This is a genomic window from Sulfurihydrogenibium subterraneum DSM 15120 (genome assembly GCF_000619805.1).
Lineage (GTDB): Bacteria > Aquificota > Aquificia > Aquificales > Hydrogenothermaceae > Sulfurihydrogenibium > Sulfurihydrogenibium subterraneum.
Window position 1 is genome coordinate 234832 of sequence record NZ_JHUV01000009.1, and the last position, 15271, is coordinate 250102.

At 32.6% G+C, this 15271-nt stretch carries 21 protein-coding genes and 1 pseudogene; 19 read left to right on the forward strand and 3 right to left on the reverse strand.

What is annotated here, in order from left to right; all coding sequences use genetic code 11:
- Positions 1-13: 13 nt before the first annotated feature.
- The 9 genes from Q385_RS09120 (at position 14) to Q385_RS0104325 (ending at position 5292) form a co-directional block, all read left to right on the forward strand.
- Positions 14-970: a glycosyltransferase family 2 protein gene (locus tag Q385_RS09120; RefSeq protein WP_051524390.1), complete on the forward strand. Its 957-nt coding sequence runs from the start codon at positions 14-16 to the stop codon at positions 968-970.
- 34 nt (positions 971-1004) lie between these two features.
- Positions 1005-1505, forward strand: coding sequence for a DUF3592 domain-containing protein (locus tag Q385_RS0104290; protein ID WP_028950483.1), 501 nt, complete (start codon positions 1005-1007; stop codon positions 1503-1505).
- A 12-nt stretch (positions 1506-1517) separates the two neighbouring features.
- A complete protein-coding gene (purT, locus tag Q385_RS0104295; protein WP_028950484.1) occupies positions 1518-2699 on the forward strand; it encodes a formate-dependent phosphoribosylglycinamide formyltransferase in 1182 nt (393 codons plus the stop codon).
- 65 nt (positions 2700-2764) lie between these two features.
- Complete coding sequence (locus Q385_RS0104300) at positions 2765-3334, forward strand: c-type cytochrome (protein ID WP_028950485.1); 570 nt, start codon at positions 2765-2767, stop codon at positions 3332-3334.
- Between the two features lie 19 nt (positions 3335-3353).
- On the forward strand, positions 3354-3476 hold the full coding sequence (locus Q385_RS09545; protein ID WP_012460234.1) for a hypothetical protein: 123 nt from the start codon (positions 3354-3356) through the stop codon (positions 3474-3476).
- A gap of 56 nt (positions 3477-3532) precedes the next feature.
- A complete protein-coding gene (locus Q385_RS0104310; protein ID WP_028950486.1) occupies positions 3533-3781 on the forward strand; it encodes a hypothetical protein in 249 nt (82 codons plus the stop codon).
- Positions 3774-4577: a 4-hydroxy-tetrahydrodipicolinate reductase gene (dapB, locus tag Q385_RS0104315; RefSeq protein WP_028950487.1), complete on the forward strand. Its 804-nt coding sequence runs from the start codon at positions 3774-3776 to the stop codon at positions 4575-4577. The genes Q385_RS0104310 and dapB overlap by 8 nt, the downstream gene beginning before the upstream one ends.
- On the forward strand, positions 4570-4791 hold the full coding sequence (locus Q385_RS0104320; protein WP_028950488.1) for an AtpZ/AtpI family protein: 222 nt from the start codon (positions 4570-4572) through the stop codon (positions 4789-4791). The genes dapB and Q385_RS0104320 overlap by 8 nt, the downstream gene beginning before the upstream one ends.
- 66 nt (positions 4792-4857) lie before the next feature.
- Complete coding sequence (locus Q385_RS0104325) at positions 4858-5292, forward strand: DUF2267 domain-containing protein (protein ID WP_028950489.1); 435 nt, start codon at positions 4858-4860, stop codon at positions 5290-5292.
- 14 nt (positions 5293-5306) lie between these two features.
- Here the strand turns inward: Q385_RS0104325 and Q385_RS0104330 are convergent, their stop codons facing one another.
- Entirely contained in the window at positions 5307-5525 is a 219-nt protein-coding gene (locus Q385_RS0104330) for a hypothetical protein (RefSeq protein ID WP_028950490.1), read from the reverse strand.
- 107 nt (positions 5526-5632) lie between these two features.
- On the opposite strand from Q385_RS0104330, the gene Q385_RS0104335 reads away from it, so the two are divergent.
- The 10 genes from Q385_RS0104335 (at position 5633) to dapC (ending at position 13653) form a co-directional block, all read left to right on the forward strand.
- On the forward strand, positions 5633-6715 hold the full coding sequence (locus tag Q385_RS0104335; protein WP_028950491.1) for an Mrp/NBP35 family ATP-binding protein: 1083 nt from the start codon (positions 5633-5635) through the stop codon (positions 6713-6715).
- Positions 6716-6727: 12 nt separating this feature from the next.
- Entirely contained in the window at positions 6728-7936 is a 1209-nt protein-coding gene (locus Q385_RS0104340; protein ID WP_028950492.1) for a cysteine desulfurase family protein, read from the forward strand.
- A 74-nt stretch (positions 7937-8010) separates the two neighbouring features.
- Entirely contained in the window at positions 8011-8475 is a 465-nt protein-coding gene (locus Q385_RS0104345) for an iron-sulfur cluster assembly scaffold protein (protein WP_028950493.1), read from the forward strand.
- Positions 8475-9524: a tRNA 2-thiouridine(34) synthase MnmA gene (locus Q385_RS0104350; protein WP_028950494.1), complete on the forward strand. Its 1050-nt coding sequence runs from the start codon at positions 8475-8477 to the stop codon at positions 9522-9524. Before Q385_RS0104345 ends, Q385_RS0104350 begins: the two co-directional genes overlap by 1 nt.
- Entirely contained in the window at positions 9503-9736 is a 234-nt protein-coding gene (locus Q385_RS0104355) for a sulfurtransferase TusA family protein (protein ID WP_028950495.1), read from the forward strand. The genes Q385_RS0104350 and Q385_RS0104355 overlap by 22 nt, the downstream gene beginning before the upstream one ends.
- Before the next feature lie 2 nt (positions 9737-9738).
- Positions 9739-9960 carry a hypothetical protein gene (locus tag Q385_RS0104360; protein ID WP_028950496.1) on the forward strand — a complete coding sequence of 74 codons (222 nt, stop codon included), beginning with the start codon at positions 9739-9741 and terminating at the stop codon, positions 9958-9960.
- Between the two features lie 9 nt (positions 9961-9969).
- Positions 9970-10224, forward strand: a complete 255-nt coding sequence (locus tag Q385_RS0104365) for a NifU family protein (protein WP_028950497.1) — start codon at positions 9970-9972, stop codon at positions 10222-10224.
- Positions 10221-11060: a shikimate dehydrogenase gene (gene aroE / locus Q385_RS0104370; RefSeq protein WP_028950498.1), complete on the forward strand. Its 840-nt coding sequence runs from the start codon at positions 10221-10223 to the stop codon at positions 11058-11060. Before Q385_RS0104365 ends, aroE begins: the two co-directional genes overlap by 4 nt.
- Positions 11061-11209: 149 nt before the next feature.
- Positions 11210-12382, forward strand: a complete 1173-nt coding sequence (locus Q385_RS08865) for a DEAD/DEAH box helicase (RefSeq protein WP_037919569.1) — start codon at positions 11210-11212, stop codon at positions 12380-12382.
- A gap of 92 nt (positions 12383-12474) precedes the next feature.
- Positions 12475-13653: a succinyldiaminopimelate transaminase gene (gene dapC / locus Q385_RS0104380; RefSeq protein WP_028950499.1), complete on the forward strand. Its 1179-nt coding sequence runs from the start codon at positions 12475-12477 to the stop codon at positions 13651-13653.
- Here dapC and Q385_RS0104385 read toward each other — a convergent pair.
- On the reverse strand, positions 13646-14902 hold the full coding sequence (locus Q385_RS0104385) for a Glu/Leu/Phe/Val family dehydrogenase (protein WP_028950500.1): 1257 nt from the start codon (positions 14900-14902) through the stop codon (positions 13646-13648). The genes dapC and Q385_RS0104385 overlap by 8 nt on opposite strands.
- Before the next feature lie 69 nt (positions 14903-14971).
- Positions 14972-15271, reverse strand: a pseudogene (locus Q385_RS09390) (hypothetical protein); the annotation flags it as partial.

Here is a 15271-nt window from a genome sequence, read left to right on the forward strand (position 1 = left end):
TGAGAAAGTTTTTATGTATAAAGTTTCAATTCTTATAGCTACTTACAACCAAGAAGATTATATAAAAGAAGCTGTAGAATCAGCTTTGTCTCAAGATTACACTAATATTGAAGTTATAGTATCCGATGATTGTTCTACAGATAAAACCATTGAAGTTTTAACAAGTATAAAAGACCCTCGATTAAAAGTATTCCGAAATGAGAAAAACATTGGAAGAATTCAAAATCATAGAAAACTTCTTTATGAGCTTGCATCTGGAGATTTAGTTGCCTTTTTAGATGGAGATGATTTTTATGTAGATAAAAGTTTTATATCAAAAGCTGTAAAGTTATTTGAGAAAGATAAAGAGATTGTATCCGTAATTGGTGGTTATAAAGACGTTTTTTACAATGGAGAAGAAAAAATTTTTAACTATGAAAAAGAAGATATTGTAAATGGTTTAGATATATTTTTGGGAAAGTATAGGGTAATGTATGCCCACGGCAGCTGGATATACAGAAGAAACCTAATTGAAAATTGTAACTTTTTTACTGGAAATGTAAAAATAGGAGATGATTTAGAAGGATGGTACGAATCACTTTTCTTTGGTAGAGTTGGAATTTTGCCTGTAATTGCTTTTGCCCATAGAATACACTTTGATAATGGAGTTGTAAAGGTTAATCCAGACCTACTATTAGAAGATTTGTTTTTATACGATGTGGTTGCAGATTTTGGCAAATCTTTTGGATTTGATGAAAATTTAATGGAACGGTGGAGGATATACAACACTTTAAAAAAGGCAGAAAGTTTTGTATCTTGGTCTATTAGCTTATACAGAAGGAAAATATACACAAAAGAATTTCTTTATAACCTTATTGAAAGTTTCATAGATAAATTTAGCCAAAAGTATGGTATGAATTTTACATTCAAAAAGAATCCAAAACTTTTGAGATTAGAATTAAACTTAAAGAGAATTAAATATAGGTTATAATATATCTTTAAAAAAATTTTGAGATTAGTTGCTTATGAATCCAATAGTACTTTATACTTTTTATGTGGTTTTTGCCTCTATTTTGGCATTTTTTGTAATATATAAACAATTTCGCTATTTATTTTGGAAAAAAACTCAAGGTGAAGTCTTAGAAAAAAAAGTAGAAAGAGTAAATGAAATTATAAAGTATGAAACTTACAAACCTGTTATAAAGTATAAATACACAGTAAACGGTAATGAGTACATGTCTGATAAAATCTTTTTATCCCCTTTTGAAACGGATAAAAACACAGCTGAAAAAATTATAAACGAGTTTAAGTCTCAAAATGTAGATGTTTACTATAACCCATTTAACCCATCTGAAAGTGTTTTAAAAAGGTCTATAAATGCTGGATTAGTAGTAATGCTAATAGCTTTAATTGGGATTATGCTTCCATTTTTATATCAAACCTTTATAGAGATTCACGGTTATGGTTTAGATACCAAGACGATAGCAGAAATAGTTAAAAATATTTTACATAAACTTCGTGATTGACGGAGGAAAGTCATGATTATTGGAACGCCTCTTTCTCACAACGCAACAAAAATCCTTTTACTTGGAAGTGGAGAGTTAGGAAAAGAGTTTGTTATAGAAGCTATGAGAATGGGAATAGAGGTAATAGCTGTAGACAGCTATCAAAACGCTCCAGCTCAGCAAGTAGCTCATAGATACTATGTAATAGATATGAAAAACGGAAAACAGATAAAAGATATTGTTTATAGAGAAAAACCAGACTTTATAGTCCCAGAGATTGAAGCTATAGATACAGACGCTCTAATAGATTTAGAAAAAGAAGGTTTTACAGTTGTTCCATGTGCTCAAGCTGTTAAATACACAATGAACAGAATAGGAATAAGAAGGCTTGCAGCTGAGAAAGTAGGATTAAAAACTTCAAAATATGCTTTTGCTTCCGATATGGAAACTTACAGAAAAAAAGTTATGGAAATAGGACTTCCATGTGTAGTTAAACCTGTAATGAGCTCCTCAGGAAAAGGACAGTCCGTCGTCAGAAGTTTAGAAGATATAGACAGAGCTTGGTATTATGCTCAAGAAAACGCAAGAGGTAAAGGAAGTGAAGTAATAATAGAAGAGTTTATAAACTTTGATTACGAAATAACACTACTTACAGTTAGAACAAAAAACCAAGGAACACTTTTTTGTGAACCAATATGTCATATACAGGTAGAAGGAGATTACTGGGAAAGCTGGCAACCTCATATGATGTCTGAAACCGCATTAAACAAAGCAAAAGAAATTGCGAAAAAAATTACAGATGAGCTTGGAGGATATGGAATATTTGGATGTGAGATGTTTGTAAAAGGAGATGAAGTGTGGTTTAACGAAATATCCCCAAGACCACACGATACTGGAATGGTAACTTTAATATCCCAAAATATGTCAGAGTTTGAGATACATTTAAGAGCTATACTTGGTTTACCTATAAACATAAAATTACTCTCTCCTTCAGCTTCCTACTGCTTCCACGCAAAAGATTACGGAGTAGCTCCAACTTATAAAGGAGTAGACCAAGCTCTTTCTTTAGGAGATGTGAAAGTAAGAATATTTGGAAAACCCACAACAAGACCAAAAAGAAGAATGGGTATCACTTTAGCAACTGCCAATACGGTAGAAGAAGCAAGAAAATTAGCAAAAAAAGCAGCAGAGTTTATAAAAGTAGAAGTTGATTAATTTATGAAAAAGGTTTATTATTATACTATTAGATTTTGTTAAAAAATTTTCGGAGGGAAATAAAAGTGAAAAAGATAAAATTAATGTCCTTAACAGTTATATCTGCAGCTTTGATAGTAGGTTGCTCTAAGAAAGAAGAAGCACCTCAAACACAGTCTCAACAGCCAGCCCAAGTCCAACAAACACAACAGCAACCAGAACAGCAGCCAGCTCAGCAACAAGCTCAGCAGCAGGAAAAAACTCAAGAACAAAAAACAGCAGAACAACAACCTGTAAACCAACAAAAAGCTCAAGAGTCTAAACCTCAAGAAAAAACAGAAGCTAAAAAAGAAGCTAAAAAAGAGGAGAAAAAAGAAGAAACAAAAGTTGCTAAAGTAGATGGAGAATCTATTTTTAAATCAAAAGGTTGTACTGCTTGCCATCAAGCTGCAGCTGATACAGTAGGACCAGCTTTAAAGAAAATCGCTTCTGCATACTCTGGAAAAAAAGAAGACTTAATTAAATTCTTCAGTGGCGAAGGAAAGGCAATAGTTGACCCTGCAAAAGAAGCTGTAATGAAACCACAAATAGAGATAACTAAAAAATTATCAAAAGAAGAAAAAGAAGCTTTGGCAGAATTTATTTTAAAACATTAATTTAAGGAGGTGTGTCATCATGGAAATGACTTTTGGCGGAATTCCAAGTGCTGAAGTAATTTTGCTAGTATTAATGTTAACTCAACTTGTGTTCTTATGGGGTTCAATAATGTACAAAATGGGAACAAAAGAGGAAAAGTAATTTAGGATTTACCTCCCTCTATTTAGAGGGAGAAAACTTATTTAAAAGGAGATTTTATGGAAAAGAAAGCTTATGCTTTTGTTTTTGCTGGATTTTTTATTACAGAAAAAAACCCACAGGAAATTTTTAGAGAAGACGTGACAGCTCAAGACATGGAAGAAATTGAAAAATTAATAAGGGAAAAGTTATTTAAGCCTGGTGTAGATGTAGCGCTAGCACCTTCTATCGTTCCTCCACATCAAGCTAACGATTTATTAAACGAATTTGGTAATGTAATTTTTGGAAGAGGAGAAGCAAATGCTTAAACTTGGTATATCTGGTGTAATGGGTAGAATGGGAAGAACTATTGCAAGCCTTGCATCTAGCGACCCAGATATATTAATCACAGTTGGTATTGAAAGTCCAGACTGTGCCCATTTACATAACACTGTTGGAGAAATAATAAATAAAAAAGATTTATCAGCTCCAATTACTTCCGATTTATCCCAAGTCATAGACCAAATTGACGTACTTATAGATTTTGCTGCCAATCAAGAAGCAGTTCTTGGGCATTTAAGAGTACTTGCAGCAGATAAAAAAGCTGCAGTAATAGGAACAACAGGATTTTTAGATTATCAACTTCAAGAAATAAAAGAAATTTCAAAAGAAATTCCTGTTGTTTTAGCTCCAAATATGAGTATAGGTGTAAATCTTCTGTTTAAACTTGTAGAAAAGGCTGCAAGAGTTTTAAAGGATAAAGGTTTTGATATAGAAGTAGTTGAGATGCATCACAGATATAAAAAAGATGCACCATCTGGAACAGCGATGAAAATCGTTGATATACTTAAAAAAGAAACTGGTATAGAAAAAGTTGTATACGGTAGAGAAGGGACAACTGGAGAAAGAAGTAGTAAAGAAATAGGTGTTTTTGCACTAAGAGGTGGAGATGTAGTAGGAGACCATACGGTTATATTTGCAGCTGCTGGAGAAAGAATAGAGCTTACTCATAAAGCAAGCTCAAGAGAGATATTTGCAAAAGGTGCAATAGAAGCTGCAAAGTGGGTTAAAGATAAGCCTGCAGGACTTTACGATATGAGCGATGTCCTTGGTTTAAATGAGTAAAAATATAAATAAAACTTTTTCTTTTTTATCTATAGGATTACATCTTGTTTCTGGAGTAATAGTTGGAGTGGGGGTGGGTTATTTACTTGACAAATACTTTGATACATCTCCTTATTTAACTATAATTTTTTTCTTTTTAGGTTTGGCAGCAGGTTTTAGAAATATGTATATAGATGCTAAAAAGTATATTCAATCTGAAGAGAAGAATAATTAAACTCTTGCTTTTTCAAAAATAAAACCATATATTTAAAATTAAACAAAAAAGTTTAGGAGGGTAGTCATGAACTTTGAAAAGTATGTAGAAAAGGGAAATCTTTTTCTTAAAGACCTTGCTCAGGAGTTAGGAAATCCTGATGACAAAGAGAAAGCAGGGAGAGTTTTAAGAACAGTTTTACACGTTTTAAGAAGAAGATTGACATTAGAAGAATCTTTTGATTTAATCTCTCAACTTCCTATGTGTATTAAAGCTGTTTATATTGATGGATGGAAACCTTCTCCTATGCCAGACAAAACCATCAAAACAGTGGAAGACTTTATCCACGAAGTTTTAGAAGAAGATAGAAGAGCTGCAGGTAAAGACTTTGGAAACGAAGACCATGCAAAACAAGTGATAAAAGCCGTATTCAGAGTTATTAAAAGACACGTATCAGACGGAGAGATACAAGACGTTAAAGGAGATTTACCAAAGAGCTTAAAAGCTCTCTGGGAAGATTAATTGATAGGAGAGGGTTATCCCTCTCCTTCCTTATTCTCTTGATTCTTTAACTCTTCAACAGGATTTTTCTGATTATATTTTTTAGCTCTTTCATCTTCTTGTTGATGTTTCTTAACAAACTTAAACACATAAACTAGTATAATTATAGCTATAGTCCATCCTATAAAATGGACTATCCCTTGCATTGCTGAGTAATTATGTAAAAAATTTAAAGATCCTGTATACGGTTCCATCTTTTCTCCTCAAAAATTTAAGACTTTAAAATCTTCAATAATGACTGCTATCATAGTATAATAATAAAAATTCCTTATTCTATTATAACAAATTTAAGGAGGTTTCTATGGCATTACAAGGAGTAATTGACACATTAAAAAAAATCACTCTTGAAGAAATAGGAGTAAGCTTTTCTATCGCTGATTTAATGAAAGATTTAAAGATAGACGGAAACAATGTTTATATTAAAGTTTTCTCTCCAAGCGAAAAGTATCATAGCTTTTTAAAAGAAAAAATAGAAAAAGCTTTAAAATCTATCGGAGCTGAAAAAGTAGAAGTTGAATTTTCAAGTGAACCCCCATCCCAAAGACAAACACAGCCACCACCTCCTCCACCACAGGCTAACCCTTTTGAAACCAGAAGAAGAATCCCTAATGTAAAAAAAGTTATAGCTGTAGCTTCAGGAAAAGGTGGGGTAGGTAAGTCAACAGTAGCCGTCAATCTTGCATCTGCATTAAAAAAGTTAGGATATAACGTAGGATACTTAGATGCGGATATGTATGGTCCAAGTGGTCCAACTATGTTTGGAGCAAAAGATAAAAAGGTAATGGCAAGACAAACACCAGAGGGAGATAAAATTATAGCTCCAGAAGCTCACGGTGTAAAAGTAATGTCAATAGGATTTTTATTACCATCTGAAGACACACCTGTTATATGGAGAGGTCCTGTTTTATTCAAGGCTCTTACTCAGTTCTTATTTGATATAGATTGGGGAGAAGAACCTTTAGACTTTTTAGTTATAGATTTACCACCGGGAACTGGGGACGTACAGATTACTCTTGGTCAAACGGCAGAGATAGATGGAGCTGTTATAGTAACAACACCTCAAGATGTTGCTCTTATAGACGTTAAAAAGGGAATACAGATGTTTAACGAAGTCCAAATTCCAATTCTTGGAGTAGTTGAAAATATGAGTTATTTTGTATGCCCAGATAGTGGAAAAGTTTATGAGATATTTGGTAAAAGTAAAACAGAAGAAGTTGCTAAAAATTACGGTGTAGAACTTTTAGGAAGAATACCAATAGAGCCAAAGGTTGCAGAGTTTTCAGACCTTGGAATACCTATAGTATTTGCAAAGGAAGATTCTCAATCTGCAAAAGAGTTTATAAACATAGCAGAAAAAATTATTAGAAAACTAAGTTTAACGTAAGGAGGAAATATTATGAGAAGAATATATGTAGACCATTTGGCTACAACACCTGTTTGTGATGAAGCCATAGAAGCTATGATGCCTTACTTTAAAGAAAAGTTTGGTAATCCTACATCTTTACACGAGATGGGAATAGAGGCTAAAAAGGCAATAAATAGAGCCAGAGAACAGGTGGCACAGCTTTTAAATGTTAGTAATCCTGATGACATAGTTTTTACATCTGGAGCAATAGAAGCGAATAATCTTGCAATAAAAGGATTTGCAAAAGCTCCAGGAAGAAGAGGAAAACACATAGTAGTATCCGCTATCGAGCACCACTCAATCTTACACTCCTGTAAGACTTTAGAAAAAGAAGGGTTTGAAATAACAGAAGTCCAGCCAGATGAGTATGGAATAATAGACCCTCAAAAGTTAGCTGATGCTGTTAGAGAAGATACAATACTCGTATCTGTAGGATTTGCAAACAGAGAAATAGGAACAATTCAAGATATGCCAGCTTTAGTAGCTGCTGTTAAAGAAAAGAACCCAAGAGTAGTTTTCCACTCTGATATAGCTGCGGCAGTTGGACATATGCCAGTTGACGTAGAAGGCTGGGGACTTGATATGGCTTCATTTACAGGACATTACTTCTACGCACCAAAAGGAGTAGGAGGACTATATGTTAAAAAAGGTATAAGGTTAAAACCACTTATAGAAGGTGGAATACAGGAAGGTGGTAGAAGAGCTGGGACAGAAAATGTACCGGGTATAGTTGGTATGGGAGCTGCGGCAGAGCTTGCTATCAAAGAGATGGACGATAGAGTAAATAGATTAAGGTATTTAAGAGATAAACTCAAAAAAGGAATTGAGGAAAGAATACCTCACATACGATTTACAGGACATCCAGAAAAAAGACTTCCAAACCATCTATCTTTAATCGTTATGTACATAGAAGGAGAAGCTATGCTTCTTATGTTAAACATCAAAAAAACATATACAGCTTCTGGTTCAGCTTGTGTTTCTTACGCACTAAAACAATCTCACGTTTTAGCTGCTATCGGAGTAGAAAAAGAAGCTTCTAACGGGTCTATAGTCTTCTCTCTTGGTAGAGATAACACAGAAGAAGATATAGATTACATCATTGAAGAGTATCCAAAAGTTATTGCAAGACTGAGAGAAATATCTCCATTCAACCCTGAAAACTGGGAAGACTTTACAAAGAAAGCTTCAAAATTCAAGTAAAAAGTGATTTTTATCATTGGAAAGACTGTGGAAAAGAAATACTATAACTTAAAATAAATCGGAGGTAAAGTAAGATGTTTGAATATACAGAAAAAGTTATGGATCACTTTATGAACCCAAGAAACTTGGGAGAAATACCAAATCCAGATGGATATGGTCAGTGTGGAAACCCATCTTGTGGTGATGCTATGTTGTTTACTATAAAAGTAGATAAAGACACAGACATAATCACAGACGTTAAGTTTAAAACTTTTGGTTGTGGTTCTGCTATAGCTGTTTCTTCAGTTTTAACAGAGATGGTTAAAGGAAAACCTATAGACTATGCGTTAAACTTGACTTACAAAGAAATATTTGAAGAGCTTGGTGGATTACCACCACAAAAAATACACTGTACAAATCTTGGACTTGAAACTCTCCACGTTGCTATAAAAGACTATCTCCTAAAACAAGGTAGAGTAGAAGAAGCAAGCAAAATACCAGACTGTATAGAAGAAGACCACGAAGAAGAAACTCCAGTATCTTTAGAACATATAGGATAATGAAAAGAAAAGCAGTAGCATTATACTCTGGTGGGCTTGATAGTACTCTTGCTATCAAGCTCATTCAAAATCAAGGAATAGACGTATTAGCTGTACACTTTTACACAGGTTTTTGCATAACAGAAACAAAAAGAAGAAGGGGGGAAAAGAAAGAAGACGGCACCCACTACATGAATCCTGCATTAAAGTACGCTGCCAAGTATGGTTTCCCTCTTGAGATAGTAGACATTTCCAATGGATATATGGATGTTATTCTAAATCCAAAATACGGATACGGGGCAAACATAAACCCTTGTATAGACTGTAGAATATACATGTTTAAAAAAGCTAAACAGATAATGGAAGAAATCGGAGCTGACTTTATCATATCTGGAGAAGTTTTAGGACAAAGACCTAAAAGCCAAAAATCCTTACCGCTGAAAATAATAGAAAGGGACTCAGGTTTAGAAGGGTTGATACTAAGACCATTATCAGCAAAAAGATTACCTCCAACTATTCCAGAGTTAAAAGGTTGGGTAGATAGGGAAAAATTAGAAGGTATAGTAGGAAGAAGTAGAAAGAGACAGTTAGAACTTGCAAAAGAATTAGGTATAGATGAGTTTGAATCTCCTGCAGGTGGTTGCTGTTATCTAACAGATGAAAATTACGCCTACAAATACAAAGAAACTATGGCAGTTGAAGGAAAGATAGCTCAAGAAGATTTAGTATTATTTACAGTAGGAAGACACTTTAGATTAGATTCTGGAACAAAAGTTATAGTTTCAAGAAATGAAGGAGAAAATAACTTCTTATCAGGTTTTTCAAAGAGATATCACTACTTTGAACCGATTGGAAAAGGTCCAGTGGCAATAGCAAAACCTCTACATGATAATAACTTAGACGAAGACGATAAACAGATAATAGCAAACATAATAGCCAGATACTCAAAAACTGTTGATGGAAAAATAGATGTTAAGTATAATAATGAAGAGATTTTAACTGGAATACCTTTTGACGATGAAACTTTAAACCAGTGGAGGATAAGTTTATGGAAATCAAACCAGACATAGTACATGACGCAACTGGAACTTACTGTCCAATTCCAATAACGGAACTTGCAAAAGTTATGAAAAAAGCAGAAAAAGGGCAGATAGTTGAGCTTTTAGCAGACGATGAAGGTGCTATCCAAGATGTGCCTGCTTGGTGTCAAACAACAGGCAATGAGTACTTAGGCTATAAAGAAGAAGATGGAGTATATCACTTTTACGTTAGAAAGGTTTAGCTATGAAGCTAAATTTAGAAAGTAAAATTTCTGATATATATAAGCATTATCCTCAGTTAGAAGAAAAGTTTAAACCTTATTTTAAATACTTTTACGAAGAAAAGTTAGACAGTATTTTATTTAGAAAATTAAGCCTGATTGGTGCTTTAAAACTTTTAAACATCCCTGAAGAAGATAGAGAAAAAATTATTCAAGAGTTTTATAAGACCGTCAATAAACATTGAGGTGGTATTATGGTTATTGAAGACAAAGAACAAGAAGTAAAAGAAGTTTTAGAAAAAATTAGACCAGCTCTTAAGGCAGATGCAGGAAATATAGATTTAGTTAAAGTTGAAAATGATGAAGTATTTTTAAAGCTCTATGGAACTTGTCAAACCTGTCCTGTAGCTGATATGACTATGAAAGATCTTGTTGTTTACACTATAAAAGAATCTTTACCCTGGGTTAAAGCTGTAAACATAGGAGAAGAAAAGTATCAGATTATATGATTTTAGACGGACAGACAAAAGTTTACGGTATATTTGGCTATCCTGTTAAACATTCAAAATCCCCAACCTTTCAAACAGCTGCCTTTTTATATCTTGGTATAAATGCAGTTTACGTACCTTTTGAAGTAAATCCAGATGATTTAGAAAAAGCTGTAGAATCTTTAAAAGTGTTAAAAATAGCTGGTGTAAACATCACAATTCCTCATAAAGAAAATGTAATTAATTATGTCAATGAACTTTCAGAAGAAGTAAAAGTTATAAAAGCTGCAAACACAATAAAAAATGTAGATGGATACTTGATTGCATACAACACTGATTGGATTGGCTTTATAGAAGGATTAAAAGAGTTAGAGCCAAATTTAGAAGGTAAGAAGGTTTTAGTTATAGGTGCGGGAGGCTCTTCCAGAGCTATTATTTATGGTTTGCTAAAAGAAAATGTAGATAAAATTTATCTTGCAAATAGGACGTTACAAAGGGCAGAAAAACTTATACAAGAGTATAAAGAGTATTTTAGGATAGTAGATAAAATAATAACTCCTATCTCTTTACAAGATATAGAAACATTTTTAAGCGATGTAGATATAATAGTCAACACAACTTCTGTAGGTTTAAACAATGAAGATTTTCCACTTTTTGATTATAACATATTAAAAGAGTCTCAGACTGTTGTAGATATTATCTATAAAGAAACAAAACTTTTAAAAGCTGCAAAAGAAAAAGGTTGCAAATACCAAAATGGTTTTCCAATGCTTATATATCAAGGTGCAAAATCCTTTGAAATCTGGACTGGTCAAAAAGCCCCCGTAGAAGTAATGAAAAAATCTTTAGGCTTGTGATTTTTTAAAATTAGTGTATAATGTATAGCAAGAAAAGAGGAAAAAAATCCTCCATTAGATACATAGTCAGGGGATCAATCAATAAAGATCTAATGTAAGTCGGAGATTCTTTTCCTCTTTAAAAAACATTTTTTTAAGGAGGCATTTTTATGTCGAACAAAACGTTCAAAGATTTAGGTATTTCTCAAGAGACTTTAAAGTCTTTAGAAAGTCTTGGTTATTCAAAACCAACAGAGATTCAAGAAAAAGCAATTCCAGCAGTTTTAAGCGGTAAAGACTTGGTAGCACAAGCCCAAACAGGAACTGGTAAAACAGCAGCTTTCGGTATTCCGATAGTTGAAAGTGTTAATCCTAAACAGAAAAAAATTCAAGCATTAATTTTAGTTCCAACAAGAGAGCTTGCAATTCAAGTTGCAAAAGAGATTAAAGATTTAGGAAAGAATAAAAAAGTTTTTGTTTTATCTGTTTATGGTGGAAAATCTATGAAACACCAGATAGACTTTCTTAAGAAAGGTAATGATGTTGTAATAGTAGGAACGCCAGGAAGAGTTAAAGACTTATTAGAAAGAGGCTTTTTAAAATTAGATAACGTTAAGATGTTTGTTTTAGATGAAGCTGATAGAATGCTTGAAATGGGATTTATAGAAGATATAGAAGATATAATGTCTTATCTTCCAGAAGACAGACAAAATTTACTTTTCTCTGCTACTATGCCAAAAGAAATTTTAGAGTTGGCTCAAGAGTTTTTAAGTGAAGATTATCAAACGATAAAAGTTAAACCAGATGAAGTAACGGTAGAAAAGATTAAACAGATTATCTACAGAGTAAACCCTAAAAACAGGTTTAACAAACTTATAGAAGTTCTATCTCAAAACCAAGCGGAAAAAACGATAATATTTACTCAAACAAAGTTAGAAGCTGACCAGCTATCAGAAGACTTGTCTAAAGAAGGATTTAGCGTAAGTGCAATTCACGGAGATTTTTCTCAAAAGAAAAGGGAAACAGTCCTGCATAACTTTAGAACTGGAAAGTTAAAAATATTAGTTGCAACAGATGTTGCTGCAAGAGGGCTTGATATTAAAGGTGTTGAACTTGTTATAAACTACGGTCTTCCAAAAAATGCGGAAAGTTATGTACACAGAATAGGTAGAACTGGAAGAGCTGGAAAAGAAGGAACAGCTATATCTATAGCAACACCTTCGGAAGATAAGTATTTACAGCAGATATTACAAAAAACAAAAGCAAACATAGAAGTTATTAACGAAGCTTCTGAAAGAAAGTTCACAAAAAAAGAGACCAGAAAAACTCCATCAAGAAGATAATAAAACAAATCCCTTCCAGTAAGGAAGGGATAAAATTTCATTTAAAAACCTGCTAAAATATTACTTTTAAATCATCTAAGTGAGGTTTTTGTATGAATAAAACTATTAAAAATCTCAAAAACTATCCTATGGAAGAACTTAACAGAATAAAAGCATCTTTAAAAGAAAAAGGTATAAAGATATACGACTTTGGCACAGGAGACCCTAAGGAACCAACTCCTGATTTTATAAGAAAAGCTCTAATAAATGCAATCCCAGAGGTGAGTCAGTATCCATCGGTATTAGGAAGAAAAGATTTAAGAGAATCTATTTCAAAATGGTTTGAAAAAAGATTTAATGTAAAACTAAACCCAGATACTCAAATAATCCCATCTGCTGGGTCAAAGGAAGCTATCTTCCACTTTCCACTTGTCTTTATAGACCCAGAGGAAGATAAAAAGAGAGTTATATTTGGAACACCTGCTTACCCTGTTTACGAAAGAGGAACACTTTACGCAGGAGGTATTCCTACTGCTGTTAAATTAAAAGAAGAAGATGGATTTTTACTTAGATTAGACAAGCTTGAAAAATCTATTTTAGAAGAAACTAAGATAGTATGGATAAACTACCCTCACAATCCAACGGGAGCTGTAGCCCCTGAAAGTTATTTAAAAGAAACTATAGAAATATGTAGAGAGTATGATATTATTCTTTGCTCTGATGAGTGTTATACAGAAATATACTTTGAAGAAAAACCTCACTCTGCTTTAGAATTTGAAATTGATAATGTAGTAGTTTTCCACTCTTTGTCTAAAAGAAGTGGTATGACAGGTTATAGGTCAGGGTTTGTAGCAGGTGATGAAAAAATAATCTCATTTTATAGAAAAGAGAGAGCTAACTTTGGCGTTGCAAGTCCAGACTTTATACAGCAGGCAGCAAGAGCTGCATGGGAAGATGAAAATCATGTTTTAGAAAGAATTGAGATATTTAAACAAAAGAGAGATTTATTTATAGAGTTTTTAAATAAAATCGGTCTTGAATACCTATATCCAAAGGCAACCTTTTACATCTGGATAAAAGCACCTTCTTGGATAGATGCAAAAGATTATGTTAAAGCATTACTAGAAAATGGAATAGTTGTCTCAATTGGGGAAAACTTCTGTAGTAGTCTTGAGATAGCAGAAGGAAACTGTGAAAGTCAGTACTTTAGAATAGCACTTGTACCGACTTTAGAAGAGTGTAAGGAAGCTCTTACAGTATGGGAAAAGGTTCATAACAGTTTATTTAGATAACTTTTCTAAGTTTTGCTTTTTTATAGAGATTTTCTAAAGATAAAATTAATGCTGATTCCCTAAAAGGTAAACTTTTACTTTGGCTTATGTTTTTAACGTTGTTATAAGCTTGTAATAACTTTTCTTTCATTATTTTATCTATATCTTCATCTGTTAGATCTACTAAACCTAAACCTTTTAACCATTCATAGTAACTTACAAAAACGCCTCCAGAATTGGATAGAATATCTGGAATAATTAATTTTCCATTTTTATTTAAAATATCATCTGCTTCTACTGTTATAGGTTTATTTGCACCTTCTACTATTATTTTTGCTTTAATTTTATCTGCATTTTCTTTATTTATAACATCTTCTTTTGCAGCAAGTATAAGCACATCACAATCAATGTATAGAAATTCAGATGGATTTAATTTATCTATATTTTTATTTATTTCAGCTAATCCACAAACAGTCCCATACTCTTTTTTTATTTCATTTAACTGATTAAAATCTAATCCTTCTTTTGAATAAATACCACATTTTGAATCTGATACAGCTACTACTTTATAACCTAACTCTTGAATCTTTTTAAATGTGTATTTTCCAACTTTTCCAAAACCTTGAATAACTATTTTTACATTATCCTTGTTTAAAAAATCTTTTATAACTTTATCGGTTATATAAGCAACACCATATCCCGTAGAAAATTTTCTATATTCAATGCCTTTTAGTTCAGGAGATTTTCCAGTAACTATAGCATAAACTGGCTTTCCCTTTATTTTTGAATATTCATCAAAGAAAACATTCATATCATCCTCATCTGTGTTCATATCTGGAGCTGGAATATCAGTATACTCATCAATATATTTACTTAATTTTCTTGCATATTCTCTTATAATAAGTTCTTTTTCTTCCGATGTTAGAGATTTGGGATCAATTGAAATTCCACCTTTTGAACCACCAAAAGGAATATCAAGTAGAGCATTTTTCAGAGTCATCAGTGTGGATAGTTCTAAAAGTTCATGGTAAGTTATATCTTGAGATATTCTTAACCCTCCTTTATATGGTCCGTTCAAGGAGTTATGAAGTACTCTATAAGCTTTAATACTTTTTATTTGATTTTCTTTTTTTAAGTAGGTTGAAAACTCAAAAGATATATCTGGATATTTAAGTATCTCAAGTAAAGAATTTTTTTCCTCCGTAGAAATTGAAAGATAATTAATAATATTTTTTATTTTTTCAAAAGTAAACGTTGTAAAATTCTCCATTTAACCCTCACATATACAAAATAATTTTAAATATACTATCATACGTTGAGTGAGAAATTAATGCCATAATTAAACCTCACAGTACCTGAAAAAGCTATAACCTATTGCATAAGCATACAAATAGGAAAGAAGCGTTATACCTTTTCTCCATCTACTAAGAGCGTTAAATTGTTTTAACCTTGAAAATATGCTTTCAATAATCTGCCTCTGAGCTTTATCCTCTTTTGTCTCACATACGATAACATTCTCACATCCTCTATACCCTTTGTCCCCTATTACTTCAAAAAAGCTTATAAGTCTTTTAAACCAAATACTGGTTTTTGCTCTTAATCTAAAAGATTTAACTTCATGATAACTTGCTGGATGAAA

Bases quoted from the DNA above. Each gene is read 5' to 3' on its own strand.
- Q385_RS0104345 (WP_028950493.1), top strand. From the start codon at position 8,011: ATGTTTGAATATACAGAAAAAGTTATGGATCACTTTATGAACCCAAGA.
- dapB (WP_028950487.1), top strand. From the start codon at position 3,774: ATGCTTAAACTTGGTATATCTGGTGTAATGGGTAGAATGGGAAGAACT.
- dapC (WP_028950499.1), top strand. From the start codon at position 12,475: ATGAATAAAACTATTAAAAATCTCAAAAACTATCCTATGGAAGAACTT.
- purT (WP_028950484.1), top strand. From the start codon at position 1,518: ATGATTATTGGAACGCCTCTTTCTCACAACGCAACAAAAATCCTTTTA.
- Q385_RS0104320 (WP_028950488.1), top strand. From the start codon at position 4,570: ATGAGTAAAAATATAAATAAAACTTTTTCTTTTTTATCTATAGGATTA.
- Q385_RS09545 (WP_012460234.1), top strand. From the start codon at position 3,354: ATGGAAATGACTTTTGGCGGAATTCCAAGTGCTGAAGTAATTTTGCTA.
- Q385_RS0104290 (WP_028950483.1), top strand. From the start codon at position 1,005: ATGAATCCAATAGTACTTTATACTTTTTATGTGGTTTTTGCCTCTATT.
- Q385_RS0104385 (WP_028950500.1), bottom strand. From the start codon at position 14,902: ATGGAGAATTTTACAACGTTTACTTTTGAAAAAATAAAAAATATTATT.
- Q385_RS0104355 (WP_028950495.1), top strand. From the start codon at position 9,503: ATGGAAATCAAACCAGACATAGTACATGACGCAACTGGAACTTACTGT.
- Q385_RS0104340 (WP_028950492.1), top strand. From the start codon at position 6,728: ATGAGAAGAATATATGTAGACCATTTGGCTACAACACCTGTTTGTGAT.
- Q385_RS09120 (WP_051524390.1), top strand. From the start codon at position 14: ATGTATAAAGTTTCAATTCTTATAGCTACTTACAACCAAGAAGATTAT.
- Q385_RS0104365 (WP_028950497.1), top strand. From the start codon at position 9,970: ATGGTTATTGAAGACAAAGAACAAGAAGTAAAAGAAGTTTTAGAAAAA.
- Q385_RS0104350 (WP_028950494.1), top strand. From the start codon at position 8,475: ATGAAAAGAAAAGCAGTAGCATTATACTCTGGTGGGCTTGATAGTACT.
- Q385_RS0104325 (WP_028950489.1), top strand. From the start codon at position 4,858: ATGAACTTTGAAAAGTATGTAGAAAAGGGAAATCTTTTTCTTAAAGAC.
- Q385_RS08865 (WP_037919569.1), top strand. From the start codon at position 11,210: ATGTCGAACAAAACGTTCAAAGATTTAGGTATTTCTCAAGAGACTTTA.
- Q385_RS0104310 (WP_028950486.1), top strand. From the start codon at position 3,533: ATGGAAAAGAAAGCTTATGCTTTTGTTTTTGCTGGATTTTTTATTACA.
- Q385_RS0104360 (WP_028950496.1), top strand. From the start codon at position 9,739: ATGAAGCTAAATTTAGAAAGTAAAATTTCTGATATATATAAGCATTAT.
- aroE (WP_028950498.1), top strand. From the start codon at position 10,221: ATGATTTTAGACGGACAGACAAAAGTTTACGGTATATTTGGCTATCCT.
- Q385_RS0104330 (WP_028950490.1), bottom strand. From the start codon at position 5,525: ATGGAACCGTATACAGGATCTTTAAATTTTTTACATAATTACTCAGCA.
- Q385_RS0104335 (WP_028950491.1), top strand. From the start codon at position 5,633: ATGGCATTACAAGGAGTAATTGACACATTAAAAAAAATCACTCTTGAA.